Genomic DNA, 23,135 nt, shown 5'->3' with positions numbered 1-23,135 from the left:
GAGGAGGGCCGGCGGGTTCGTCGCCGAGCGCGGGGGCGTGGGGGCTGGTCGCTCAGTTCCTCGCGCCCCTGGCGGGGCGCCTACGATGCCGACATGAGCGATCGGTCGGCGCAGGCGCAGTGGGAGCGGTACACCCAACGACCGTTGCTCGCCCTTGCGGTGGCGTTCGCGATCGCCTATGCCGTGCCGATCGTGGACAACCCCGCGAGCCCGGTCCTGGCGGTGGTCTGCACCGCCACGGAGTGGGCGGTGTGGGCGGCCTTCGCGGTGGACTACCTGATTCGGCTCGCGCTCAGCCCGCGGCGCCGGGAGTTCGTCCGCACGCACTGGATAGACCTGGGCGCCGTGGTACTGCCGCTGCTCCAGCCGCTGCGGCTGCTGCGGATGGTGTCGACGCTGCTGCTGGTCGGGCGGCGGGCGCGGATGGCCTCGCAGATCCGGCTGACGACGTATGTCGCCGGGGCGGTGGTCGGGCTGCTGATGTTCGGGTCGCTGGCGGTGCTGTCCGTCGAGCGTGACTCGCCGAACGGGAACATCCGCACGCTGGGTGACGCGGTGTGGTGGTCGTTCACGACGATGACCACGGTGGGGTACGGGGACCACGCGCCGACGACCGGGCTGGGGCGGATGATCGCCGTCGGGCTGATGCTGTCCGGGATCGCGCTGCTCGGTGTGGTGACCGCGAACATCGCGGCGTGGTTCATCGCGCGGTTCGAGAAGGACGACGTGGAGGAGCGGCGTCAGACGGAGGCGATCGCCTCCCTGGCCGAGGAGGTCCGCCTGCTGCGGACGGAAGTGGCCCGGTTGGTCGACGAGCGGGAGCAGCAGCGCAGTTAGCGGGGTGCCCGCTGCCGCGGCCGGGCGGGGGCGGGTCACCCGCCCGCGCCCGCGTGGTGCCGGGAGCGCCCCGTGCGGGGCGCGGGGAACCGCGCGACCAGCCCCCGCGCGCCCGCGGCGCACAGACGGCCCGTGGACCTGTGGCGGACAACCACCGGCTAGAGGAGCCCGTGGCTCCAGGTGGCCGCGCCCGCCAGGGCGATGACGGCCAGTAGCGTGTCGATCGCGCCCAGGATCAGGGCCACCAGGGCCGGGATGTCGTGGTCGTCGGACCACCTGCGGCCCATCGCCTGCCAGCCGCAGAACATCGCGACCGGGCCGAGGACGATGCCCAGGGCGAAGAATCCGGCCACGGCACAGATCGTGCCGATGATCCCGAGCGTCGCACGGTCCGGCCCGGTCCGTTGCCACGTCCGGCCACGTGACCGGGGGTGCCCGCGCGTTCCGTGCCCGAAGCCAGCCATCATCAACTCCCTGAGACCCTTGGACAGTTCGGCTCCGCTGTGCGGGTACCCCGGTTCGCCGTCGACAGACCTGCGCGCGCTGCCCCCCTCCGGCAGCGCGCGCTCCGGCCCGGCGTCCTCCCATGCGCTGCGGAGGACTTGACCCACTGTGACCTGCGGCGCGCGACCGGTGCGAGGAATCTTTAGCGGAGTCACCCTGATAGGGGAAACTGCGCCCCGGCCTCAGATGTGGCCCACGCCCGCCCCCGCCTCCGCGTTCGCGCCCCGCTTGGTGAGCAGCGCGACGAGGACGGCGACCGCCGCCACGCCGGCCGCGACCAGGGAGGCGAGGCTCATCCCGGAGATGAAGGTGTGGTGCGCGACCTCGGTGATCTTCGCGGCGATCTGCTCCGGGACGCCCTTCGGCACCGGGGCGACGCCGACCTGCACCGCCTGTGAGGCCTTGTCCAGCTGATCCGGGGTCAGCCGCGGCAGCCCGGCCCCGGCCCAGTTGCCCGGCAGGTCGCTGTCGACCCTGGAGGCCATCACGGCGCCGAGCACGGCCGTACCGAGACTGCCGCCGATCTGCATGGCCGCCTGCTGGAGACCGCCCGCGACACCGGACAGCTCCATGGGGGCGTTGCCGACGATGACCTCGGTGGCGCCGACCATGACCGGCGCCAGGCCGAGGCCGAGCAGCGCGAACCAGACGGACATCACGCCGCTGCCCGTGTCGGCCTTGAGCGTGGACATGCCGTACATGGCGATGGCGGTCGCGGCCATGCCGCCGGCCAGCGGGACGCGCGGGCCGAGCCTGGTGATCGCGGCGCCGGCCAGCGGCGAGCCGACGATCATCATGCCGGTGAGCGGCAGCAGGTGCAGGCCCGCGTCGATCGGGCTCATGCCGTGGACGTTCTGCAGGTAGAAGGTCACGAAGAACAGGCCGCCCATGAACGCGACGGCCATGAGGACCATCAGGACGACACCGGCCGACAGCGGTATCGAGCGGAACAGGCCCAGCGGGACGAGGGGCTGCGCGACCTTCGTCTCCCAGAAGGAGAACACGGCGAAGAGCGCCACGGACGCGACGACGAACACCCACGTCCTGCCGTCGCCCCAGCCCCATGACGGGGCCTTGATGAGCGCCCAGACCAGGCAGAACATCGCGCCGGAGAGCAGCGCGATGCCGAGGATGTCGAAGGACCGCCCCTCGCCGTGTCCCTCCGGCGGGCTCCCCCCGCGGGCAGCCCGCTGGTCGAGGAGGATCAGCATGCCCAGGGCCAGGGCGAGCCCGCCGACCGGCACGTTGACGAAGAACACCGACTGCCAGTCGACGTGCTCGACGAGGACGCCGCCGAGGATCGGGCCGCCCGCGGTGGACGCGCCGATCACCATGCCCCAGATGCCGATGGCCATGTTGAGCTGCTCGGCCGGGAAGGTCGCCCGCAGCAGGCCGAGCGCGGCCGGCATCAGCAGCGCGCCGAACAGGCCCTGGAAGACGCGGAAGGTGACGACCGCGGCGATGCTGTGGGACAGGCCGATGGCGCCGGAGGCGGAGGCGAAGCCGGTCACACCGATGAGGAAGGTCTGCCGGTGGCCGAAGCGGTCACCGAGCTTGCCCGCGGTGATCAGGGAGACCGCGAGGGCGAGGAAGTAGCCGTTGGTGATCCACTGCACCTGGGCGAAGGTGGCCCCCAGGTTCTTCTGGATCGCCGGGTTGGCGATGGCCACGATGGTCCCGTCGAGGGCCACCATCATGACGCCCACGGCGACGGTGATGAGGGTGAGCCAGGGGTGCCCGCGCAGCCCGGGGGCCGGACGCGACTCAAGCGGGGCGTCCGGGCCGGCGTCCCCCGGCCCCGTCGCGCCGATGGTGGTCTGACTAGTCATGTGTGCGAGGCTAGTGACAGCCTCTGACAGTTGACAACGCCTTTCATGAGTCAGTAACTGACACCCATGGAAACACTCCGCGAACGCAAGAAACAACGCACCCGGGAGGCGCTTCTGCGGGCCGCTCTGGAACTGTTCACCACCCGGGGGTACGAGCACACGACCGTCGACGAGATCGCCGAGGCCGCCGACGTCTCCCAGCGCACCTTCTTCCGCTATTTCGCCGGCAAGGAGGACGTGGCCTTCGCGGTGCAGGGGATGACCGAGGAGCACTTCGTGGCCGCCGTACGGGCGCGGCCCGCCGGTGAGGCGCCGATGGAGGCCCTGCGGCAGGCGGTCCTGGAGGGCTGGGACGCGATCCGCGAGACCGTCGAGTCGGCCGTGCCGGTCGAGCTGTATCTGCGCATGTACCGGACGATCGAGTCGACGCCCGCGCTGCTCGCCGCCCATCTGCGCCGCTCGGCGGCGACCGAGGAGACGATCGCGCGCCTGCTGGCCGAGCGCGAGGGCGTCGACGTGGACGCCGACCCGCGGCCGCGGCTGGCCGTGGCCGTGTTCGGCGGGGTGATAAGGGTCACGGAGCGGCAGTGGTGCACGGGCGACGACTTCAGCCTGGAGGCCATACGCCAACTCACCGCGTCCCACCTCGATCAGGTGGGTCCGGCACTCACCGGAAACTGGCGTACCACAGAAGATCGTTGACGAGGCGTTCGACGTTCCGCGAAACGTGATCCCTGCCACTCGGTTACCCCGAGACCCTCTCGTTCTCCTAGTGTGTCCTCCCAGTGACTTCCTTCGACACCTCCCCGCCACTGAACGTCTGGCGCGCCCTGCTGGCGCTGGCCGTGGTGTTCGTGATGCTCGCGACCACCGGCTGGACCGCCCTGCACAGCCACCGGGAGTCGACCGCACTGCAGGCCTCGCTCGCCAAGTGGGAGCACGGCAGCATCCACGGCCTCCACCTGCCGGACCCGCATGCCGCACCGGCCCGGCTCAGCCGTTTCTTCGCCTCCCTCTCCGCCGGGGACGGCGACCGTCTCGCCCGCCGCTACCCGCTCGCGGTCGGCAACATGAACGGCGCCCCCGTCGCCCTGCGCTACCGCGCCAACCACATCGCGCTGGAGCAGCAACGCAAGGTCGAGAAGAAGCGCATGCACGACAGCCGGCTCAGCACGGCCGGACAGCAGGACGCGGGCCGCCGTATGCACCGCTACGAGTCCCTGCTGGCCCCCCGCCGCCAGATCCTGGCCTTCGACCCCGAGGGCTCGGGCCGCGTCGCCGAGGTGTTCGGGAACCTGGACCGGGCGCAGCGCATCTCGGTCGTCGTCCCCGGCGTCGACACCGACCTGCTCACCTTCCAGAAGACCTACAACCCGTACACCGCGCCGGTCGGCATGGCCAAGGCGCTGTACGCGGCGGAGCGCGCCCAGAGCCCCACGACCCGTACGGCCGTGATCGCCTGGGCCGACTACACCGCTCCTGACGGACTCGGCATGGAGGCGGCGACCGGGCTGCGCGCCGCGGAGGGCGCCGTACGGCTGAACGCCCTGGTGGGCGGCCTGCCCGGCGATGCCCCGGTGGCGATGATCTGCCACAGCTACGGCTCCGTGGTGTGCGGGGTCGCCGCGCACGCCCTGCCCGGCCGGGTGACCGACATAGCGGTGGCCGCGAGCCCCGGCATGCGGGTCTCCAGCGCCTCGCAGCTGGACACCGGGGCCCGGGTCTGGGCCATGCGGGACGCCACCGACTGGATCCAGGACGTGCCGTATCTGGAGCTCGGCGGGCTCGGGCACGGCGCCGATCCGGTGTCCTCGGCCTTCGGCGCGCGTGTGCTGTCCGCCCGGGACGCGCAGGGGCACGCCGGTTATTTCCAGCCAGGCACGGACAGCCTGCGCAACCTCGCCGGGGTGGGGGTCGGCGCGTACGGCGCGGTGACGTGCGCCCGCGAGAACGACGCGTGCCGGGCCGGTGTGCCCGGCACGACGATGGCCGGACGCGCGTAGAAACAGCAGGAAGTGCGGTCTGCGCGGGTGGCGACGGAGGAGCACGTGCCGCATACGATGAGCCGCATGGGTGACGTACTGGCGGGTTTTCATGCCGTCTGGGAGTTCGAGTCCGACTCCGTGCTCATCCGCTACGAACGGGGGATTCGAACACCGAAGCTGTTCCAGGCGCTCGGCGAACGGCGGATCCCGCTGTCCGCGGTCGAGGGCGTGACGCTCACCCCGGGCAGACGCGGCACCGTCGTGCTGCGGCTGCTGCCGCGGGCCGGCGCGGATCCGCTGATGGAGGCGGCGGCCGGCCAGCTGAAGGAGGGTTCCGACCCGTACCGGCTGGTCCTGTCGGCCGAGCGGGAGACGCTCGCCGAGTACTACGCGGACGAGCTGAAGTCGCTGCTGACCGAGGCCGGGCCGGCCGACCAGTTCCTGGTGCCGGTGCCCGAGGCGCCGCTGCAGTTCAAGGCGTACGACGGGAAGGCGTCCTTCGACGGGACGTCCGTGCAGTTCCGCTGGTCGTGGACGGGTGCGTCGTCGGCGAAGTGGAAGGCGGGCGACCAGAGTTTCGCGGTCGCCGACCTGAGCGGGGTCCAGTGGCGGTCGCCGGAGGTGTTCGAAGGGCATCTGCGGCTGGTCGGGCGCTCGGCCGACTCGGCCGCGCCCGTGCAGCCGGACCAGGATCCGGCGGCCGTGGTGTTCGGGCTGGGGTACGGGCCGGTGCACGAGTCGCTGCCGTTCGCCGCCGCGGTCCTGGCGGCCGTCCGCACGCGAGGGCCGGTACCCGTGGCACCGGCCCCCTCCCGGCGTGACCCCGCCGACATCGCCGAACGGATCCGGCATCTCGGGGAGTTGCACCAGGCCGGGCTGGTCACCGACGAGGAGTTCTCCTCCAAGAAGGCCGAGCTGCTGGCGGAGCTGTAGTCACTGCCCGGCCAGGGCGACCTGGCCGGGGCCGGCCTCGTAGGCCTCGGCGCTCGCGCACAGGGGCTCCAGGAGGGCGGCGCCGGCGCCGGTCACCGCACGGCCCCCTCCCCGGCGTAGAAACTGATCTTGCGGTCGAGTACGGCGAGCGTGTCCCGCAGTTCGGCGATCCTGTCCAGGACGTCCCGGCGGGTCGACTCCAGCAGTTCCTGGCGCTCCCCGTAGGTGCTCTCGCCCTCCCGGACCAGCTCCGCGTACCGGACCATGTCCGCCACCGGCATGCCGGTCAGCCGCAGCTTGGTCACGAAGTCCAGCCAGTCCAGGTCGCGGTTGCGGTAACGCCGCTGGCCGGTGTGCGAGCGGTCGACGTGCGGCATCAGGCCGATCCGCTCGTACCAGCGCAGGGTGTGCGCGGTCAGGCCGGTGAACGCGACGACCTCGCTGATCGTGTAGCGGTCCTGGCCGTCGGGCCGCGGATGGTGTCTGGGCGGGGCGGAGCAGATGTCGGCGGGGGCCGTGCGTGCGGTGTCCGCTGGCGTGGTCTGCATCACCGTCATGACCCCACGCTATGGCCTTGGAGTGCGCTCCAAGCAAGCGGATCCGGTAAGAAATGCGCAGGACGCGGGCCAAGGCGCCTGACTAGCGTGCGGCACATGAGTCTTGTACGCCGGGCCCTGCCCGAGGATGCCACGGAAGTGCTGCGGCTGCGCCAGGTCATGATCGACGCCCTGTGGAGCGCGGGGGGCGGCGGACCGGCCGGCTGGCATGCCGAGTCGCTGCCGACGCTGCGGGACCGGCTGGCCGAGCCGGACGGTGACTTCGTCGCCTTCGTCGTGGACCATCCGGACCGGCCGGGGGCGCTGGCCGCGCTGACCGCCGGGACGCTGGAGTACCGGATCGGGAAGGCCGGCAATCCGCAGGGGCGGGTGGGGTACGTGTTCAGCGTGGCGACCGACCCGGGCGCGCGGCGCCGCGGGTACGCGCGCGCCTGCATGCAGGAGCTGCTGGCCTGGTTCCGGGAGCGGGGTGCGGGGCACGTGCTGCTCAACGCCTCCGCGGCGGCCGAGCCGTTGTACGCCTCGCTCGGCTTCACCCGTGACCCGGACCCGTCGATGCGGCTGCTGCTGTGAGCCGCATAGGCTCGGCGGCATGTCGTTGAAGAGCTTGGTGTCGATCGAGAACTGGCCCGTCCCCACCGCCGCGGCGGGTGTCGTACGAGCCGACGGGACCGTCCTCGGGACGCACGGCGCCGTCGGACACCGCTTCCCGCTCGCCTCGGTCACCAAGCCGCTGGCGGCCTACGCGGCGCTCGTCGCCTACGAGGAGGGCGCGATCGAGCTGGACGAGCCCGCCGGGCCGCCCGGGGCGACCGTCCGGCACCTGCTCGCGCACACCTCGGGGCTGGCCTTCGACGAGCACCGGACGATGGCCGCGGCCGGGGAGCGGCGGCTGTACTCCAACGCCGGGTTCGAGCAGCTCGGCGAACACATCGCCAAGGCGACGGACATCCCGTTCGCCGAGTATCTGCGGCAGGCGGTGCTGGAGCCGCTGGGGATGGCGTCGACCTCACTGGAGGGCTCGCCGGCGAAGGACGGCGTGTCGACGGTCGGGGACCTGCTGCGGTTCGCCGCCGAGGTGCAGGCGCCGCGCCTGCTGGACCCGCGCACGGTCGCGGAGGCGATGAGCGTGCAGTACCCGGGCACGAAGGGGGTGCTGCCGGGGTACGGGCACCAGAACCCGAACGACTGGGGGCTGGGCTTCGAGATCCGCGACGGCAAGTCGCCGCACTGGACGGGGAGTTCGTCCTCCCCGCGCACCTTCGGGCACTTCGGGCAGGCGGGTACGTTCCTGTGGATCGACCCCGACGCCGGTGTGGCGTGCGCCGCGCTCACCGACCGGGCCTTCGGGCCCTGGGCGATCGAGGCGTGGCCGGTCTTCACGGACGCGGTGCTGGGGGAGCTGCGCGGCTGAGGTCGGCGGGGGGGGCGGGGGCCCGGACGGCGGGGAACCGCGCGACCGGCTCCCACCGGGGCGCGGGTGGGCGACGGCCCTACGCGCTCATCTCCCACAGCAGCACCTCGGCCGGTGTGACCGCGACCGCCTCAAGAGCCCTCGCCCCGGTGATCCGTGCCGAGTCCCCCGCGCCCAGTTCCTCCTCCCCCAGCCGGACGGTGCCGCGCACCACGTGGACGTACACCCACGCCCCGTCCGGCACCGCCGTCCGCTCCCTGACGCTCAGGCGCCGTACGTGCAGCATCGCGCCGGCCTCCGGGACGGCGTACGGGGTGGAGTCGGCGATGCCGGGGACGATCTCGTACGACGGCTGGCCGCCCGGCTCCAGCGGGGCCAGCCACATCTGCACGAAGGTCAGGGGCGCCGTGCCGTCGTTGCGCTCTACGTGCCGGACGCCCGCGGCCGAGCTGAGCCGCTGCACGTCACCGGGGCGTACCCGGGTCTCGTGGCCGGTGGAGTCGCGGTGGGTCAGCTCGCCCTCGACGACCCAGGTGACGATCTCGGTGTGGCTGTGCGGGTGCTCGTCGAAGCCGGCGCCGGGGGCCAGCCGCTCCTCGTTGCAGGCGATCAGCGCTCCGAAGCGCAGGTTGCCGGGGTCGTAGTGCGGCCCGAAGGAGAAGGCGTGCCACGACTCGATCCCGGCCGCCGCCTCCCCGCCGCGGTAGCGCGCACCGGCGCGGTGTACGTCCATCACGGGACCACCGTAGACCTCCGCGGGGCGCTCCCCGCGGCCGTAGCCCGGACCCGGCGGAGCACCTCCACGTCCGGATAAGGCAGTCTTGTCCCCGTGCCCGAACCCGAATCCCACCGCAGCGATCCCCACGCACACGACGTCCACCCGCACTCCGCGACCCTGAAGCGGCTGGAGAAGTCCTCCGGGAGTCTCGCCGCGCAGGCCATCGCACGCATGGACGAGACCCTGCCGTGGTACCGGGCCATGCCCCCGGAGAACCGCTCCTGGATCGGGCTGGTCGCCCAGGCGGGCATCGCGGCCTTCACCGAGTGGTTCCGGCACCCGGACGCCCCGCAGGCGATCTCCACCGACGTCTTCGGGACCGCGCCGCGCGAGCTGACCCGGGCCATCACACTGCGCCAGACCGTGGAGATGGTGCGGACCACCATCGAGGTCATGGAGAGCGCCATCGACGAGGTGGCCGCCCCCGGTGACGAGAGCGTGCTGCGCGAGGCGCTGCTGGTGTACGCCCGGGAGATCGCCTTCGCCACCGCGCAGGTCTACGCCCAGGCCGCCGAGGCACGCGGTGCCTGGGACGCGCGGCTGGAGTCGCTGGTGGTCAACGCCGTGCTCAGCGGCGAGGCGGACGAGGGGGCCGTCAGCCGGGCCGCCGCGCTCGGCTGGAACTCCCCCGAGCATGTCTGTGTCGTCCTCGGGACCGCGCCGGACGGCGACAGCGAACTGACCGTCGAGGCCATCCGGCGGGCCGCGCGGCACGCCAAGCTGCAGGTGCTGACCGGCGTGCTCGGGGACCGGCTCGTCGTGATCGCCGGCGGGAGCAACAATCCGCTCGCCGTCGCCAAGTCGCTGATCGGGCCGTTCGCCGCCGGGCCGGTGGTCGCGGGGTCCGTCGTCCCCGACCTGCTGGCCGCCACCCGCTCCGCGCAGGCCGCCGCGGCGGGGCTGAAGGCGTGTTCCGCCTGGCAGGACGCGCCGCGGCCGGTGCTGGCGGACGATCTGCTGCCGGAGCGGGCGATCGCGGGTGATCCGAGCGCCCGCGAGCAGCTGGTGGAGGAGATCTACAGACCGCTGGAGGAAGCGGGCTCGGCGCTGCTGGAAACACTGAGTGTCTACCTGGAGCAGGCGAGCAGCCTGGAAGGCGCGGCCCGGATGCTTTTCGTTCACCCGAACACCGTGCGCTACCGGCTCCGACGTGTGACAGACGTCACCGGTTGGTCGCCTTCGGATGTACGATCCGCCTTCACACTGCGGATCGCGCTGATCCTCGGGCGTCTGGCCGACGGCGAGACCCAGGCATAGGGTTTTGTCGGGGCCCCACAAAAGCCCTTCGTGTTCTTCGTCCCTGTCCCCACGGGCGGCCGTGGCCGTCCCCAAGAGAGAGTGTGAGAGTGCTCGTACTCGTCGCTCCCGGCCAGGGCGCCCAGACGCCCGGCTTCCTGACCCCCTGGCTCGAACTGCCCGGCGCCGCCGACCGCGTGGCCGCCTGGTCGGACGCCATCGGACTGGACCTGGTCCACTACGGCACCCAGGCCGACGCCGACGCGATCCGCGACACCGCGGTGGCCCAGCCGCTGCTGGTCGCCGCCGGCATCCTGTCCGCGGCGGCACTCGGTGACATCTCGGAGATCGCTCCGGGCGCCGTCGCCGGTCACAGCGTCGGCGAGATCACCGCCGCCGCCTTCGCGGGCGTGCTCGACGACACCGCCGCGCTCGGCCTGGTCCGCAAGCGGGGTCTGGCGATGGCCGACGCCGCCGCGATCACCGAGACCGGTATGTCGGCGCTGCTCGGCGGCGACCCCGAGACGTCGGTCGCGCACCTGGAGAGGCTGGGCCTGACCCCGGCGAACATCAACGGCGCGGGCCAGATCGTCGCCGCGGGCACGCTGGAGCAGCTGGCCGCGCTGAACGAGGACAAGCCCGAGGGGGTTCGCAAGGTCGTCGCGCTGAAGGTCGCCGGCGCCTTCCACACCCGCCACATGGCTCCCGCCGTCGAAACGCTGGCCAAGGCCGCCGCACAGCTGACGCCCGCCGACCCCAAGGTCCCCTACGTCTCCAACAAGGACGGACAGACCGTCGTCACCGGCGCCGAGCTGCTGGACCGGCTGGTCGGCCAGGTCGCCAACCCCGTGCGCTGGGACCTGTGCATGGAGACCTTCAAGGAGCTGGGCGTCACCGCGCTCATCGAGGTGTGCCCGGGTGGCACGCTGACCGGCCTGGCCAAGCGGGCGCTGCCCGGCGTGACCACGCTGGCCCTGAAGACCCCCGACGACCTCGACGCGGCCCGCGCGCTCATCTCCGAGCACGCAGGTGCCTAAGGAGCGGCAGATGGCGAAGATCAAGCCCAGCAAGGGCGCCCCGTATGCGCGCATCCTCGGCGTCGGCGGCTACCGGCCGACGCGGGTGGTCCCCAACGAGGTGATCCTCGAGAAGATCGACTCGTCCGACGAGTGGATCCGCTCGCGCTCCGGCATCGAGACCCGGCACTGGGCGGGTCCCGAGGAGACCGTGGCCGCGATGTCGATCGAGGCCTCCGGCAAGGCGATCGCGGACGCGGGTATCGACGCCGAGCAGATCGGCGCCGTGGTCGTCTCCACCGTCTCGCACTTCAGCCAGACCCCGGCCGTCGCCACCGAGATCGCCGACAGGCTGGGCACCGACAAGGCCGCCGCCTTCGACATCTCGGCCGGCTGCGCGGGCTTCGGCTACGGCCTGACCCTCGCCAAGGGCATGGTGGTGGAAGGTTCCGCCGAGTACGTGCTCGTCATCGGCGTGGAGCGGCTGAGCGACCTGACCGACCTGGAGGACCGGGCCACGGCCTTCCTGTTCGGCGACGGCGCCGGCGCCGTCATCGTCGGCCCCTCGCAGGAGCCGGCGATCGGCCCCACCGTGTGGGGCTCCGAGGGCGACAAGTCCGAGACGATCAAGCAGACCGTCCCCTGGGACCGGTTCCGCATCGGCGACCTCGGCGCGCTGCCCCTGGACAGCGAGGGCAATGTCAAGTTCCCCGCCATCACGCAGGAGGGCCAGGCGGTGTTCCGCTGGGCCGTGTACGAGATGGCGAAGGTCGCCCAGCAGGCGCTGGACGCGGCCGGGATCAGCCCGGAAGAGCTGGACGTCTTCATCCCGCACCAGGCCAACGTGCGGATCATCGACTCGATGGTGAAGACCCTCAAACTGCCGGAGCATGTCACGGTCGCCCGTGACATCCGCACCACCGGCAACACCTCGGCCGCCTCGATTCCGCTCGCTATGGAGCGGCTTCTGGCGACCGGGGAGGCGAAGAGCGGCGACACCGCACTCGTCATCGGCTTCGGGGCGGGTCTCGTCTACGCCGCCACGGTCGTTACCCTCCCCTAGGCACTCCGTGCCGGATCTCGCGTCCGGCAGGGGGACAACTGCCACAAACCGTCTGGAACATTGAAGAAGGAGCGCCTGACATGGCCGCCACTCAGGAAGAGATCGTCGCCGGTCTCGCCGAGATCGTGAACGAGATCGCCGGGATCCCCACCGAGGACGTCCAGCTGGACAAGTCCTTCACCGACGACCTGGACGTCGACTCGCTGTCCATGGTCGAGGTCGTCGTCGCCGCCGAAGAGCGCTTCGACGTGAAGATCCCGGACGAGGACGTCAAGAACCTCAAGACCGTCGGTGACGCCACCGACTACATCCTCAAGCACCAGGCCTGACCCACCCGTTAGGCCAGGCTGCAAGGCCCCGCCACCCGGCGGTGGCGCCGTAGAATCCCGTATCCGTTGGAGAAAGAATTCCCGTGAGCCCGACCAATCGCACCGTGGTCGTCACCGGTATCGGCGCAACCACACCGCTGGGTGGCGACGCAGCCTCGACCTGGGAAGGTCTGATCGCCGGCAAGTCCGGTGTCAAGCACCTGGAGCAGGAGTGGGCGGCCGAGCAGGCCGTCAAGATCGCGGCTCCGGTCGCCGTGGAGCCCATCGAGGTCATCCCGCGGCCGCAGGCCCGCAAGCTGGACCGTTCTGCGCAGTTCGCCCTGATCGCCGCTCAGGAGGCCTGGAAGGACGCGGGCTTCACCGGCAAGGCCGGTGAGGACGGAAGTGTCGACCCGGACCGGCTGGGCGCCGTCATCGCCTCCGGCATCGGCGGCGTGACCACGCTGCTCGACCAGTACGACGTGCTCAAGGAGAAGGGCGTCCGCCGCGTCTCCCCGCACACCGTCCCCATGCTGATGCCGAACAGCCCCTCGGCCAACGTGGGCCTGCTCGTGGGCGCCCGCGCGGGCGTGCACACGCCGGTCTCCGCGTGCGCCTCGGGCGCCGAGGCCATCGGCTACGCCATCGAGATGATCCGCACCGGCCGCGCCGACGTCGTCGTCGCCGGCGGTACGGAGGCGGCCATCCACCCGCTGCCGATCGCCGCGTTCGGCAACATGATGGCGATGTCCAAGAACAACGAGAACCCCCAGGCCGCCTCGCGTCCCTACGACGTCGACCGCGACGGCTTCGTCCTCGGCGAGGGTTCCGGTGTGCTCGTCCTGGAGTCCGCCGAGCACGCCGCGAAGCGCGGGGCCCGCGTCTACGCGGAGGCCGTCGGGCAGGGCGTCTCCGCCGACAGCCACGACATCGTGCAGCCGGAGCCCGAGGGCCGCGGCATCTCGCACGCGCTGCAGAACCTGCTGGACAACACCGACCTGAACCCGGCCGAGATCGTGCACGTCAACGCGCACGCCACGTCGACGCCGGCCGGTGACATCGCCGAGCTGAAGGCGCTGCGGAAGGTCTTCGGCGACGACGCGGACCACATGGCGGTGTCCGCGACCAAGTCGATGACCGGTCATCTGCTCGGCGGCGCGGGCGGCGTGGAGTCGGTCGCGACCGTGCTGGCGCTGTACAACCGGGTGGCGCCGCCGACGATCAACGTCGAGAACATCGACCCCGAGGCGGAGGCCAACGCGGATGTCGTCCGCGGGGAGGCCCGCAAGCTTCCGGTCGAGGGCCGGATCGCCGCCCTGAACGACTCGTTCGGGTTCGGCGGGCACAACGTGGTCCTGGCGTTCAGGACCGTCTGAGCACGGGCCTGGCGTCAAGGACCGTCTGAGCACAGGCCTGGCGTTCAGGACCGTCTGAGCACGTGAGTGAGGGCCCCTGCCGAGCGGCGGGGGCCCTTTCTCATGCCCGGCTCATGCCCGGAGCCGGGAAGCGGGTCGAGGAGTCAGACCACCTGGTGCAGCCAGCGGACCGGTGCGCCCTCGCCGGCGTAGCGGAACGGCTCCAGTTCGTCGTCCCAGGGCTTGCCGAGGAGCCTCGCGATCTCTTCCTCCAGGTCCGTCTCCTCGCGCTGGGACCTCGTCAGAGCGGCCCGCAGCCGGTCCTCGGGGATGAGGATGTCGCCGTGGATGCCGGTGACGGCGTGGAAGATGCCGAGGTCGGGGGTGCAGCTGTAGCGCTCGCCCTCGGCGCTCGGGCAGGGCTCCGCGGTGACCTCGAAGCGGAGCAGGTGCCAGCCGCGCAGGGCGGAGGCCAGCTTGGAGGCCGTGCCCGCCTGACCCTGCCAGGAGAACTCCGAGCGCCAGGTGCCGGGGGCCGCGGGCTGCCGGATCCAGTCGAGGTTGACGCGCGTGCCGAGCACCCCGGCGACGGCCCACTCGACATGCGGGCACAGCGCGCGCGGCGCGGAGTGCACGTACAGAACTCCACGTGTCGTCACCGGAACCTCCGGGCAGAGCGGGACATCTTGCGGACTGGCTGGCGGCAGTGGCACGACGGCCGCGTTGATGGCGAGGCTACCTTGCGGCGGTGCAAGGAGTGTGACGTACCGTCCGTCCCGGTGCCAGGAAACCCCCGCCATTCACCCAGGGGGACGCTTGTACGGGGGTGCTCCGTTCCAAGGTGCCCGGTCGGGAACCCTCGCACGTTGTTATGGGAGGAAGCACCGAGGACCACGGATTCGACGACGAGGGGATCACCAGGGGATGCGGAAGCGAAGCAGCCGTGGGAGGGCCGCTCTCGCCGTCGTGGCGGCCGCCGTGCTGGGCGTCGCCGGATGCGACGCCGGGGGCGGCAGTCCCGCGCCTGAGGGCACCACGGCACGCGCTGCCAGGCCCGCGCCGGTGTGGGACCGCAGCCCGGACTCGATCGCCGCGGTCGGCGACTCCATCACGCGCGGCTTCGACGCGTGCACGGTGCTGTCGGACTGCCCCGAGGTCTCGTGGGCGACGGGCAGCGACGCGCGGGTCGACAGCCTGGCGGTGCGTCTTCTCGGGGTCACGGGCGCGGCGGAGCGCAGCTGGAACTACGCCGAGACCGGTGCCCGCATGGCGGATCTGCCGGAGCAGATGGCCCAGGCGGCGGCCCGCGGCCCGCAGTTGGTGACGGTGATGGTGGGCGCGAACGACGCCTGCCGTGCGTCGGCGTCGGCGATGACCCCGGTGGCCGGTTTCCGCGCGGACTTCGAGGAGGCGCTGCGCACCCTGCGGTCGGCGCGGCCGAAGGCGCAGGTGTACGTGGCGAGCGTGCCGAACCTGAAGCGGCTGTGGTCCCAGGGCCGTGCCAATCCGCTGGGCAAGCAGGTGTGGAAGCTCGGCATCTGCCCGTCGATGCTGTCCGACGCCGACGACCTGACCAGTGCGGCCACGCTGCGCCGGGACCAGGTGCAGCGGCGTGTGGTGGAGTACAACAAGGTGCTGAAGGAGGTCTGTGCCAAGGACCGCCGCTGCCGTTTCGACAACGACGCGGTCTACGACTACCGCTTCGGCACCGACCAGCTCAGCCACTGGGACTGGTTCCATCCCAGCAGGGACGGCCAGGCGCGGCTCGCGTCGATCGCGTACCGCACGATCACCGCGCCCCATCCGGTTGCCTAGGACACTGATCACCTAGGGTTTCCGACATGAGCGAACCTTTCGGCACACTTTCCGACGGCACGGCGGTCCACCGCTGGACCCTGGAGCGCGCCGGGACACGGGTGGAGGTCCTGACGTACGGCGGGATCGTGCGGTCGGTCCAGGTGCCGGACCGGGAGGGCCGTACGGCGGACGTGGTGCTGGGCTTCGCCGGCCTGGACGGCTATCTCGCGCACCCCGGGCCGTACTTCGGCGCCCTGGCCGGCCGGTACGCCAACCGGATCGCGGGCGCCCGCTTCCCGCTGGACGGCGCGGTCCACACCCTGGAGCCGAACGACGGCCCGAACTCCCTGCACGGCGGCGCGCGCGGCTTCGCCAGGCGGGTGTGGGCGGCGGAGCCCGCCGGGCGGCACGGGGTGCGGCTGCACCGGGTGAGCCCGCACGGGGAGGAGGGTTTCCCGGGCCGCGTGGAGGTGTCGGCGACGTACTCGCTGGACGCCGCCGGCGCGCTGCGGATCGCCTACGAGGCGGTCACGGACGCCCCGACCGTGCTCAACCTCACCAACCACAGCTACTTCAACCTGGCCGGCTCGGGCCAGGCGGGCGGGCACCACCTGCGGCTGGCCGCCTCCCGTTTCACCCCCGTCGACGCGGACCTGATCCCGACCGGCGTCCTGCAGGACGTGACGGGCTCCCGGTTCGACTTCCGTGCCTCCCGCCAGGTCGGCTCGGGCTACGACCACAACTTCGTCCTGGACAAGGGGGTGACCGGCACCCCGGAGGAGGTCGCCGAGCTGCACGACCCGGTCTCCGGGCGGACCCTGACCGTGGCGACGACCGAACCGGGCCTCCAGCTCTACACCGCCGACCACCTGACGGCGCCCTTCGCCCCGGGCGGCGGCATCGCCCTGGAGACCCAGCACTTCCCGGACTCCCCCAACCGGCCTCGGTTCCCGAGCACGGTGCTGCGGCCGGGGGAGGTCTTCCGGTCGGAGACGGTGTACGGCTTCTCGGTCGGCTAGCCGGCCTCGCCGCGCATGCGCCGGGCCGCCTTGCCCAGCAGGGACATCGCGCCGCCGCAGATGAGCAGCGTCGTTCCCCCGGCCACGATCGGGCCGGCCGAACCGCCCTTGATGCCCTCACCCGTCACCGTCGTCGCCAGCACGAAGATGATCGAGTACAGGCTCCGGCCGACCTTCGCGCCGGCCGGGATCACCTGGAGCAGCTGCGGAATGGTGGTCGCGGCGGCCAGCGCCATGCCGAAGGGCAGGGCGGCGGCGAGCATCAGACCCCCGAAGCCGAGGGAGTTGCCGTAGGCACCCCAGCCGGCGCCCTTGTACAGCAGATAGCCGGTCGCGGTGAGGGACAGCAGGACCAGCAGGCCGTTGAGGTAGGCGGCCTGGGTGGCGGCCTTGCGGGCGCCGGGCAGGTGGGCGGCCGGGGAGCGCCAGGCGTCGGCGGTGACGAGCCGCAGCTGCCGCTTGAGTCCCCGCATCTGCAGCAGTGAGAAGACACCGAAGGCCAGCAGGGCGAGCCCGGCGAGTGCCGCGACGAAGCCGAGGGGCTTCTGCGTGATGCCGTAGTGGGCGCCGCCGAAGGTGAGCGGGATGCCGAGGACCATGCCGTAGGCCATCGGCTTGGACTTGGCCTGGATCTTCACCGCCAGTTCCCGCTGGGCCGGGGTCAGGTTCGGATCCAGCCGCATCCGGCCCTCGCCGAGGTGCTGGGCGGGCGGTGGTGCGGCCTGCTGCCGGTGCGGGTGGGGGCCGGCCTGGTGGGGCGGGTACGGCTGCTGGGGCGGATAGGGTTGCTGGGGCGGGTACGGGGTCTGGTACGGCTGCTGGGGCGGGTGCGGCTGCGCGCCGTACGGCCCCGGGTACGGCGACTGGTGCCCGTACGGGCCTGCGGGCGGCTGTGGTGCCCCGTAGGGACCCGGCTGCTGCGGCCCGTAGGGACCCTGTTGCTGCTGGCCTGGATACACGATGTCTCTCCCCCGTGCCCGGTGTGTGTCCGGTGTTCGCGGGCCGGGAGTCTATACGGACCCGGAGGTGGCGAGCCCCGGTCCAGGGGTCAGGTCCCGGACCGGGGCTGTTCGTGGGGGACTTGTCCCGGATCAGACGTTAATCGGCTCGACGAGCCTGAGGTCCGCGATCGAGCGTCCGGCGGCGATCTCGTACGAACCCTTCACACATGCCCACGCCTTCGCCTTCTCGTCCCAGACCTCGAAGGCCCGGCGCGGCAGGGTGACGCTCACCTCGACGCTCTCGCCGGGACCGGCCTCGGCGCAGGCGAAGCCGGCCAGCTGCCAGGCCGGGCGCTCGGGGCCGCCGGGGGCCGGGCAGAGGTAGACCTGGACGACCTCGCGGCCGGGGCGCTCACCCGTGTTGCGCAGGACGACGCGCGCGGTGGTGCCGTCGGTCTCCAGGGACTCGTAGGTCCAGTCGGTGTAGCCGAGGCCGTGGCCGAAGGGGTAGGCGGGGGTGCGGCCGGACTTCTCCCAGGCGCGGTAGCCGATGAACACGCCTTCGGTGTAAGGGAGTTCACCGTCGATGGGGGTGACCTGGGTGACCGGGGCGTCGGCGAGGGAGCCCCAGGTGGTGGGGAGCCGGCCGCCGGGCTCGTGGGTGCCGGTGAGGACGTCGGCGAGGGCGGCGCCGCCCTCCTGGCCGGGGAACCAGCCGAGCAGGACGGCGGCGACCTCGTCGCGCCAGGGCAGTTCGACGGGGGAGCCGGAGTTGACGACGACCACCGTGTCCGGGTTGGCGGCGGCGACGGCGCGGACCAGGTCGTCCTGGCGGCCGGGGAGCCTCAGGTCGGTGCGGTCGAAGCCCTCGGACTCGACACGGTCGGTGGTGGCGACCATGACGACGGCCGTGGCGGCGTTCCGGGCCGCCTCGACGGCCTCGGCGATCAGTTCGTCGGGGTCACGCTGCGGCTCGCGGTGGGCGAGCGTGAAGGCGACGACCTTCACGGGGATGTCGTCGGGGAGCTGGACGACGTGGGTGAGGGAGACGTCGACCGGCCGTCCGGCGGTGAGTTCGGCCTGGGCGCGGGGCACGGGAGCGCCGAAGAAGGCCTCGAAGGGGCCGTCCTCGTCGGGGCGCTGGGCGTCGTCGTAGTACGTCGTGCCGTCGACGGTGAGCGTGAAGGGGCCCGCGCCCTTGATGCCGAAGGTGTGCGGGCCGCTCGCGCGGGGGGTGAAGGTGCCGGTGAGTTCGACGGTGTGCAGGCGGTCGTGGGTGACGCCCTCGGGGAGGTCGGACCCCATCCACTGGATCTGGCCGTTCGGGGCGGAGCGGGTGCCGATGACCCGGCCGCCGCTGTCGCGGCAGACGGCGCTGAGGCGGAATCCCTGGTCGGCGACGGCGAGTTCGGTGGCCGGGTCGGCGCCTGTGGCGTAGCTGAGGGTGCCCTCGGCGAGTGCGGCGGTGAGGCCGTCGAGCGGGGAGACGATCCGGGCCGGGAAGACGGTGGCCGAGCCGCCGCCGAGGACGCGGGCGTCGCGGGCGGCGGCGCCGATCAGGGCCACCGTGCTGTGGGGCTTCAGGGGCAGGGCGGCGTTCTCGTTGCGGACGAGGACGAAGGAGCGGCGTGCGATCTCCCGTGCGAGCTCCTCGCCGTCGACCGGCGCGGGCGGTTCGCTCACGACGGGTTCGGCGCCGTCGAGGATCCCGACGCGGGCGGCGAGGCGCAGGACGCGCCGTACGGCCGCGTCGACGGTGGCCTCGGCGACCTCGCCGTCCCGGACGGCCTGGGCAAGGGCTTCGCCGTAGACGGTCCGCGGGCCGGGCATGGCGACGTCCAGGCCGCCGTTGACGGCGCCGACCGTGTCCCGGGCGGCCATCCAGTCGGAGACGTTGAAGCCGTCGAAGCCCCATTCGCCGCGCAGGACTTCGTTGACCAGGTGGTGGTGCTCGGTCATCGTGGTGCCGTTGACCGTGTTGTAGGCGGTCATGATGCCCCAGGGGCGGGCGTTCTCTACGATGGCCTCGAACGGGGCCAGGTACAGCTCGCGCAGGGCGCGTTCGCCGACCAGGTTGTTCACGGTGAAGCGGTCGGTCTCGGCGTCGTTGGCGACGAAGTGCTTGACGGTGGCGCCGACTCCGCCGGACTGGACGCCGGTCACATAGCCGCTGCCGATCACGCCCGTGAGATACGGGTCCTCGCTGTAGCACTCGAAGTGACGGCCGCCGAGCGGCGAGCGGTGCAGGTTGACGGTGGGCGCGAGCAGCACGTGGACGCCCTTGCGCCGGGCCTCCTGGGCCAGCAGCACGCCGGCCCGGTGGGCGAGGCGGGGATCCCAGGTGGCGGCGAGCGCGGTGGGCGAGGGCAGGGCGACGGAGGGGTCGTCGGCACTCCAGCGCACGCCCCGGACGCCGATCGGTCCGTCCGACATGACGAGGGACCTGAGGCCGATCTCCGGCAGCGCGGGCAGGGTCCACATGTCCTGGCCGGCCAGCAGCCGCGCCTTCGCGTCCAGGCCGAGCTTGCCGAGAGCGGCCTCGACGACCGCCTCGCGGGCCGTGTCGGCCGGGGTGGGCTGGGATCCCGCCATCGCGGTGCCTCCTCGTTGACGTCCGTGCAGGTGCCCCCATCGTGCATCCGTGGCCTGTAGAGCGGTAGGTTTCGTTATCTTGCCGTAATATTCACGGGTCGGGGGTGCCGTACGGTGATCCCATGAACGCGAGGGTCAGGAGCGGGGAACGGCGCGCGGAGATCGTCGGGGCGGCGCTGGAGGTGATCGCCGAACGCGGTTACCGGGGGGCGAGCCTGGCCGCGGTCGCCGAGCGCGTCGGACTCACCCAGCAGGGGCTGCTGCACTACTTCCCGACCAAGGACGCCCTGCTGGTGGCCGTGCTGCAGGACCGGGACCGGTGGGACGCCGTGCCGGACCCGCGGTGGCGGGTGGATCTGCTGGCCTCGCTGGTCGAGTACAACGCGATGCGCCCTGCGATCATCCAGACCTTCTCGGCGCTGCTCGGCGAGAGCGTGACGGAGGATCATCCGGCGCGGGGCTATTTCACCGAGCGGTACGCGCGGGTGCGGGAGTCGATGGCGGCGGTGCTGCGGGCCGAGTACGGCGACAGCCTGCCGAACGGACTCACCCCGGAGCGGACGGCACCCCTGCTCGTGGCCGTGATGGACGGCCTGCAGTACCAGTGGCTGCTGGACCCAGAGTCGGTGGACATGCCGGGGGCGTTCCGTGATTTCCTGCGCCTGCTGGGCGAGCCGGTGGACTGAGGGCGGCGCGTGCCCCCGCACCGGTCCGCCCCCGCCGCGCGGCCGCGCGGCCGTCAGTCACCGCCCGGCACCGCCGCCACGACCTCGATCTCCACCTGTGCCTCCGGGCGGAAGAGGCGTGGGACCTCGAAGGTCATGCTCGTCGGCGGGGTGCCGGTGAGGAACTGCCGTCGTACGGAACCGTATTCCGCCAGCTTGCCGATGTCGGTCAGGCAGGTGCGGATGCTGATGACGTGCGCGAGGCTCGCGCCGTGCGCCTTCAGCAGGGCGTCGATCGCCTCGAAGGCGCCCCGGGTCTGCTCGGCCAGGGTCGCTCCCTCGGCGATCTGGCCCGAGAGGAACAACAGGGCGCTCCCGTCGGCGTGTTCGACGCGGGCCACCTGGGAGTAGTAGGGGCTGAGGGGCCGCGGCCCGCCGGCGGGACTGTCCAGGGTGATCTGCACGGGGGGCTCCTTCAGCTGCTACGGATGATGTGGGCGGCCGTCCGCGCGAGGTCGGCGCGGGCCAGGGCCGGATCGTCCTCGGTGGCCCGCCTGAGGTGCTCCGAGACCGCGGCGGTGACCGGCAGTCCGGCGGTGGCCGTGGCGATCCGGAGGTCCTTGACGGCCAGGTCGGTGGCGAACAGCGCCCCGTCGGCGAAGGCACGCTCCACCGCGCCGCCGAGCGGGCCCGCGCGCAGGGCGTCGCGGGCGGTGTCCCCGTCGAGGCCCAGCGCGGCGGCGAGCCGCAGCGCCTCGGCCACGACGCCGACGCCGCCGATCACCGCGGTGTTGACGACGAGTTTGAGGGCCGCGCCCGAGCCGAGCGCGCCGGTGCGGGTGACCGTGCCGAGGGAGGCGAGGACGTGTCCCACGGCGGCCGTGTCCCCGCCGGCGAGGATGCCGAGCGTGCCCTCGGCGGCCCGGTCCGTGCTGCCCATGACCGGTGCGTCGACCAGGACGACCCCGTCCTTCAGCCGTGCGGCCAGTTCCCGTACGGCGTCCGGTCCGACGGTCGACATCTCGATCCAGGCCGTGCCCGGCCGCAGCTCTGGCACGACGGCGTCGGCCACGGCGGTGAGTGCGTCAGGTCCGGCGAGCATCGTGATCACGACGTCGGCGTCCCGTACGGCCGCGTCGGGCGACCCGGCGAGCGCGGCGCCCTCGGCCACGAGCGGCTCGGCCCGGGCCGGGGTGCGGTTCCAGACGGTCAGCGGGTGACCGGCCCGAAGCAGCCGGCGGGCCATCGGGGCCCCCATGCTGCCGAGCCCCAGGAAGGCGATCTTCTCCGTCTTCTCCATGCCCTCGACGCTAGGATCCGCCGTGCGATGCGACAAGCGAATGTCTAGCATCGCAGGCATGCTGACTTCGCATGACGAGCCCGACCCGCCCGACCTGTCCACCGTCTGGCTGCGGGTGTTCCTGGAGGTCGCCCGGCACGGCTCGTTCACCGTGGCCGCGCGGACGCTGGGCTGGACCCAGTCCGCGGTCTCCCGGCAGATCTCCTCACTGGAGTCGGCCCTCGGCGGCGCTCCGCTCTTCGACCGGCTGCCGCGGGGGGTGCGGCTCACCGAGGCCGGCCGGACCCTGCTCCCGTACGCCGAGGCCGTGTCCGGGTCGCTGCGGGGCGCCGCGCGCGAGCTGGCCGAGCTGCGCGCGGCAGCGGGCGGACGGCTGCGGTTCGGGGCGTTCCCCACCGCCGACGCGGCGCTCGTCCCGCAGGCGCTGGCCGCCTTCCACGCCCGCCACCCCCGCGTACGCGTCTCGCGCGAGGAGGGCCTGTCCGCAGCGCTGCTGGGCCGCCTGACGGCCGGCCGGCTGGACCTCGTGGTGGTGTCGACGACAGGCCGCGCCCCGCTGGACGCGTACGCGCTGCACCACCTCCTCGACGAGACCCTGTACGTCGCCGTTCCGGCCGGCCATCCGCTCGCCTCGGCCGACGGGCCGGTGCGGCTGGCCCGGCTCGCCGACGCGGACTGGATCGCCGGCAGCGCCCGGCCCGAGGGCACCCTGCTCGACGCGGCCGTGCGGCAGGGGTTCCAGCCGCACGTCGCCCATGTCGTCGCGGAGTGGACCGCCAAGCAGGGCTACGTCGCCGCGGGCCTGGGCGTGACCCTGGTCCCGGCGCTGGCCGCCGCGTCCGTGCGCCCGGACGTCGTGCTGCTGCCGGTGCACGCCGAGGACGCCCCGCCGCGCGCGGTGTACGCGGCGACGGTCCGGGGGCGGTCGCTGACGGCGGCGGTCCGGGCCTTCGTCACCGCGCTGCGGCAGGCGGCGGAACGCGTGCCGCGCTGAGCCGGCCGGGTG

General features: G+C 72.5%; 24 protein-coding genes. 15 read left to right on the top strand and 9 right to left on the bottom strand.

Going from position 1 to position 23,135, the window contains the following annotated elements; genetic code table 11:
• The first annotated feature begins 93 nt into the window (after positions 1-93).
• The gene (locus tag IE244_RS03375; RefSeq protein ID WP_191871087.1) at positions 94-837 is read left to right on the top strand and encodes a potassium channel family protein; all 744 of its coding nucleotides are present in this window, start codon (positions 94-96) and stop codon (positions 835-837) included.
• A gap of 158 nt (positions 838-995) precedes the next feature.
• On the opposite strand, the gene IE244_RS03370 is transcribed toward IE244_RS03375, so the two are convergent.
• Both IE244_RS03370 and IE244_RS03365 read right to left on the bottom strand, forming a co-directional pair.
• Positions 996-1,301 (bottom strand): small hydrophobic protein, encoded by a 306-nt coding sequence (locus IE244_RS03370; protein WP_191871086.1) that lies wholly within the window; start codon positions 1,299-1,301, stop codon positions 996-998.
• A 222-nt stretch (positions 1,302-1,523) separates the two neighbouring features.
• Positions 1,524-3,170 carry an MFS transporter gene (locus IE244_RS03365; protein WP_191871085.1) on the bottom strand — a complete coding sequence of 549 codons (1,647 nt, stop codon included), beginning with the start codon at positions 3,168-3,170 and terminating at the stop codon, positions 1,524-1,526.
• Positions 3,171-3,236: 66 nt separating this feature from the next.
• On the opposite strand from IE244_RS03365, the gene IE244_RS03360 reads away from it, so the two are divergent.
• From IE244_RS03360 to IE244_RS03350, 3 genes are all read left to right on the top strand, one after another.
• The gene (locus IE244_RS03360) at positions 3,237-3,872 is read left to right on the top strand and encodes a TetR family transcriptional regulator (RefSeq protein ID WP_191871084.1); all 636 of its coding nucleotides are present in this window, start codon (positions 3,237-3,239) and stop codon (positions 3,870-3,872) included.
• Between the two features lie 83 nt (positions 3,873-3,955).
• A complete protein-coding gene (locus IE244_RS03355; RefSeq protein ID WP_191871083.1) occupies positions 3,956-5,173 on the top strand; it encodes an alpha/beta hydrolase in 1,218 nt (405 codons plus the stop codon).
• A gap of 66 nt (positions 5,174-5,239) precedes the next feature.
• Entirely contained in the window at positions 5,240-6,088 is an 849-nt protein-coding gene (locus tag IE244_RS03350; RefSeq protein WP_191871082.1) for a DUF4429 domain-containing protein, read from the top strand.
• A gap of 92 nt (positions 6,089-6,180) precedes the next feature.
• Here the strand turns inward: IE244_RS03350 and IE244_RS03345 are convergent, their stop codons facing one another.
• The gene (locus IE244_RS03345; RefSeq protein WP_191871081.1) at positions 6,181-6,645 is read right to left on the bottom strand and encodes a MerR family transcriptional regulator; all 465 of its coding nucleotides are present in this window, start codon (positions 6,643-6,645) and stop codon (positions 6,181-6,183) included.
• A 96-nt stretch (positions 6,646-6,741) separates the two neighbouring features.
• Between IE244_RS03345 and IE244_RS03340 the strand changes: the two genes are divergently transcribed.
• Positions 6,742-7,218 carry a GNAT family N-acetyltransferase gene (locus tag IE244_RS03340; protein ID WP_191871080.1) on the top strand — a complete coding sequence of 159 codons (477 nt, stop codon included), beginning with the start codon at positions 6,742-6,744 and terminating at the stop codon, positions 7,216-7,218.
• A gap of 19 nt (positions 7,219-7,237) precedes the next feature.
• A complete protein-coding gene (locus tag IE244_RS03335) occupies positions 7,238-8,059 on the top strand; it encodes a serine hydrolase domain-containing protein (RefSeq protein ID WP_191871079.1) in 822 nt (273 codons plus the stop codon).
• A gap of 79 nt (positions 8,060-8,138) precedes the next feature.
• Here IE244_RS03335 and IE244_RS03330 read toward each other — a convergent pair whose 3' ends face one another.
• Positions 8,139-8,792 (bottom strand): pirin family protein, encoded by a 654-nt coding sequence (locus IE244_RS03330; protein WP_191871407.1) that lies wholly within the window; start codon positions 8,790-8,792, stop codon positions 8,139-8,141.
• Between the two features lie 96 nt (positions 8,793-8,888).
• On the opposite strand from IE244_RS03330, the gene fasR reads away from it, so the two are divergent.
• The 5 genes from fasR to IE244_RS03305 all read left to right on the top strand — a co-directional run bounded on the left by fasR (position 8,889) and on the right by IE244_RS03305 (position 13,836).
• A complete protein-coding gene (gene fasR / locus IE244_RS03325; RefSeq protein ID WP_191871078.1) occupies positions 8,889-10,094 on the top strand; it encodes a fatty acid biosynthesis transcriptional regulator FasR in 1,206 nt (401 codons plus the stop codon).
• Between the two features lie 89 nt (positions 10,095-10,183).
• A complete protein-coding gene (locus IE244_RS03320) occupies positions 10,184-11,110 on the top strand; it encodes an ACP S-malonyltransferase (protein ID WP_191871077.1) in 927 nt (308 codons plus the stop codon).
• Between the two features lie 10 nt (positions 11,111-11,120).
• A complete protein-coding gene (locus tag IE244_RS03315) occupies positions 11,121-12,152 on the top strand; it encodes a ketoacyl-ACP synthase III (RefSeq protein ID WP_031159184.1) in 1,032 nt (343 codons plus the stop codon).
• Between the two features lie 80 nt (positions 12,153-12,232).
• Positions 12,233-12,481: an acyl carrier protein gene (locus IE244_RS03310; RefSeq protein WP_018545314.1), complete on the top strand. Its 249-nt coding sequence runs from the start codon at positions 12,233-12,235 to the stop codon at positions 12,479-12,481.
• An 83-nt stretch (positions 12,482-12,564) separates the two neighbouring features.
• Positions 12,565-13,836 carry a beta-ketoacyl-[acyl-carrier-protein] synthase family protein gene (locus tag IE244_RS03305; RefSeq protein ID WP_191871076.1) on the top strand — a complete coding sequence of 424 codons (1,272 nt, stop codon included), beginning with the start codon at positions 12,565-12,567 and terminating at the stop codon, positions 13,834-13,836.
• A 143-nt stretch (positions 13,837-13,979) separates the two neighbouring features.
• Here IE244_RS03305 and IE244_RS03300 read toward each other — a convergent pair whose 3' ends face one another.
• Positions 13,980-14,474, bottom strand: a complete 495-nt coding sequence (locus IE244_RS03300; protein ID WP_191871075.1) for a DUF3145 domain-containing protein — start codon at positions 14,472-14,474, stop codon at positions 13,980-13,982.
• Between the two features lie 265 nt (positions 14,475-14,739).
• On the opposite strand from IE244_RS03300, the gene IE244_RS03295 reads away from it, so the two are divergent.
• Both IE244_RS03295 and IE244_RS03290 read left to right on the top strand, forming a co-directional pair.
• A complete protein-coding gene (locus IE244_RS03295; RefSeq protein ID WP_191871074.1) occupies positions 14,740-15,630 on the top strand; it encodes an SGNH/GDSL hydrolase family protein in 891 nt (296 codons plus the stop codon).
• A gap of 26 nt (positions 15,631-15,656) precedes the next feature.
• Entirely contained in the window at positions 15,657-16,631 is a 975-nt protein-coding gene (locus IE244_RS03290) for an aldose epimerase family protein (RefSeq protein WP_191871073.1), read from the top strand.
• On the opposite strand, the gene IE244_RS41720 is transcribed toward IE244_RS03290, so the two are convergent.
• Both IE244_RS41720 and IE244_RS03280 read right to left on the bottom strand, forming a co-directional pair.
• Positions 16,628-17,590, bottom strand: a complete 963-nt coding sequence (locus IE244_RS41720; RefSeq protein ID WP_229853929.1) for a hypothetical protein — start codon at positions 17,588-17,590, stop codon at positions 16,628-16,630. The genes IE244_RS03290 and IE244_RS41720 overlap by 4 nt on opposite strands.
• 132 nt (positions 17,591-17,722) lie before the next feature.
• On the bottom strand, positions 17,723-20,164 hold the full coding sequence (locus tag IE244_RS03280; protein WP_191871072.1) for a glycoside hydrolase family 3 protein: 2,442 nt from the start codon (positions 20,162-20,164) through the stop codon (positions 17,723-17,725).
• Between the two features lie 104 nt (positions 20,165-20,268).
• On the opposite strand from IE244_RS03280, the gene IE244_RS03275 reads away from it, so the two are divergent.
• Complete coding sequence (locus tag IE244_RS03275; protein WP_191871071.1) at positions 20,269-20,850, top strand: TetR/AcrR family transcriptional regulator; 582 nt, start codon at positions 20,269-20,271, stop codon at positions 20,848-20,850.
• Between the two features lie 53 nt (positions 20,851-20,903).
• Here IE244_RS03275 and IE244_RS03270 read toward each other — a convergent pair whose 3' ends face one another.
• Positions 20,904-21,293: a RidA family protein gene (locus IE244_RS03270; RefSeq protein ID WP_191871070.1), complete on the bottom strand. Its 390-nt coding sequence runs from the start codon at positions 21,291-21,293 to the stop codon at positions 20,904-20,906.
• A gap of 11 nt (positions 21,294-21,304) precedes the next feature.
• On the bottom strand, positions 21,305-22,129 hold the full coding sequence (locus IE244_RS03265) for an NAD(P)-dependent oxidoreductase (protein WP_191871069.1): 825 nt from the start codon (positions 22,127-22,129) through the stop codon (positions 21,305-21,307).
• 58 nt (positions 22,130-22,187) lie between these two features.
• Between IE244_RS03265 and IE244_RS03260 the strand changes: the two genes are divergently transcribed.
• Entirely contained in the window at positions 22,188-23,123 is a 936-nt protein-coding gene (locus tag IE244_RS03260) for a LysR family transcriptional regulator (protein ID WP_229853928.1), read from the top strand.
• The last annotated feature ends 12 nt before the right edge of the window (positions 23,124-23,135 follow it).

This window comes from Streptomyces filipinensis, assembly GCF_014649495.1.
In the GTDB taxonomy this organism is placed as follows: Bacteria; Actinomycetota; Actinomycetes; order Streptomycetales; family Streptomycetaceae; genus Streptomyces; species Streptomyces filipinensis.
The sequence above is the reverse complement of the archived record's forward strand: the minus strand, read 5'-3'. Positions and strand labels throughout refer to the sequence as shown.

What these genes read in the sequence shown, in the direction of transcription:
- IE244_RS03315 (WP_031159184.1), top strand. Translation starts at nt 11,121, where the DNA reads ATGGCGAAGATCAAGCCCAGCAAGGGCGCCCCGTATGCGCGCATCCTC.
- IE244_RS03340 (WP_191871080.1), top strand. Translation starts at nt 6,742, where the DNA reads ATGAGTCTTGTACGCCGGGCCCTGCCCGAGGATGCCACGGAAGTGCTG.
- IE244_RS03360 (WP_191871084.1), top strand. Translation starts at nt 3,237, where the DNA reads ATGGAAACACTCCGCGAACGCAAGAAACAACGCACCCGGGAGGCGCTT.
- IE244_RS03290 (WP_191871073.1), top strand. Translation starts at nt 15,657, where the DNA reads ATGAGCGAACCTTTCGGCACACTTTCCGACGGCACGGCGGTCCACCGC.
- IE244_RS03310 (WP_018545314.1), top strand. Translation starts at nt 12,233, where the DNA reads ATGGCCGCCACTCAGGAAGAGATCGTCGCCGGTCTCGCCGAGATCGTG.
- IE244_RS03280 (WP_191871072.1), bottom strand. Translation starts at nt 20,164, where the DNA reads ATGGCGGGATCCCAGCCCACCCCGGCCGACACGGCCCGCGAGGCGGTC.
- IE244_RS03330 (WP_191871407.1), bottom strand. Translation starts at nt 8,792, where the DNA reads ATGGACGTACACCGCGCCGGTGCGCGCTACCGCGGCGGGGAGGCGGCG.
- IE244_RS03335 (WP_191871079.1), top strand. Translation starts at nt 7,238, where the DNA reads ATGTCGTTGAAGAGCTTGGTGTCGATCGAGAACTGGCCCGTCCCCACC.
- IE244_RS03365 (WP_191871085.1), bottom strand. Translation starts at nt 3,170, where the DNA reads ATGACTAGTCAGACCACCATCGGCGCGACGGGGCCGGGGGACGCCGGC.
- IE244_RS03345 (WP_191871081.1), bottom strand. Translation starts at nt 6,645, where the DNA reads ATGACGGTGATGCAGACCACGCCAGCGGACACCGCACGCACGGCCCCC.
- IE244_RS03375 (WP_191871087.1), top strand. Translation starts at nt 94, where the DNA reads ATGAGCGATCGGTCGGCGCAGGCGCAGTGGGAGCGGTACACCCAACGA.
- IE244_RS03350 (WP_191871082.1), top strand. Translation starts at nt 5,240, where the DNA reads ATGGGTGACGTACTGGCGGGTTTTCATGCCGTCTGGGAGTTCGAGTCC.
- IE244_RS03370 (WP_191871086.1), bottom strand. Translation starts at nt 1,301, where the DNA reads ATGGCTGGCTTCGGGCACGGAACGCGCGGGCACCCCCGGTCACGTGGC.
- IE244_RS03265 (WP_191871069.1), bottom strand. Translation starts at nt 22,129, where the DNA reads ATGGAGAAGACGGAGAAGATCGCCTTCCTGGGGCTCGGCAGCATGGGG.
- IE244_RS03260 (WP_229853928.1), top strand. Translation starts at nt 22,188, where the DNA reads ATGCTGACTTCGCATGACGAGCCCGACCCGCCCGACCTGTCCACCGTC.
- IE244_RS03295 (WP_191871074.1), top strand. Translation starts at nt 14,740, where the DNA reads ATGCGGAAGCGAAGCAGCCGTGGGAGGGCCGCTCTCGCCGTCGTGGCG.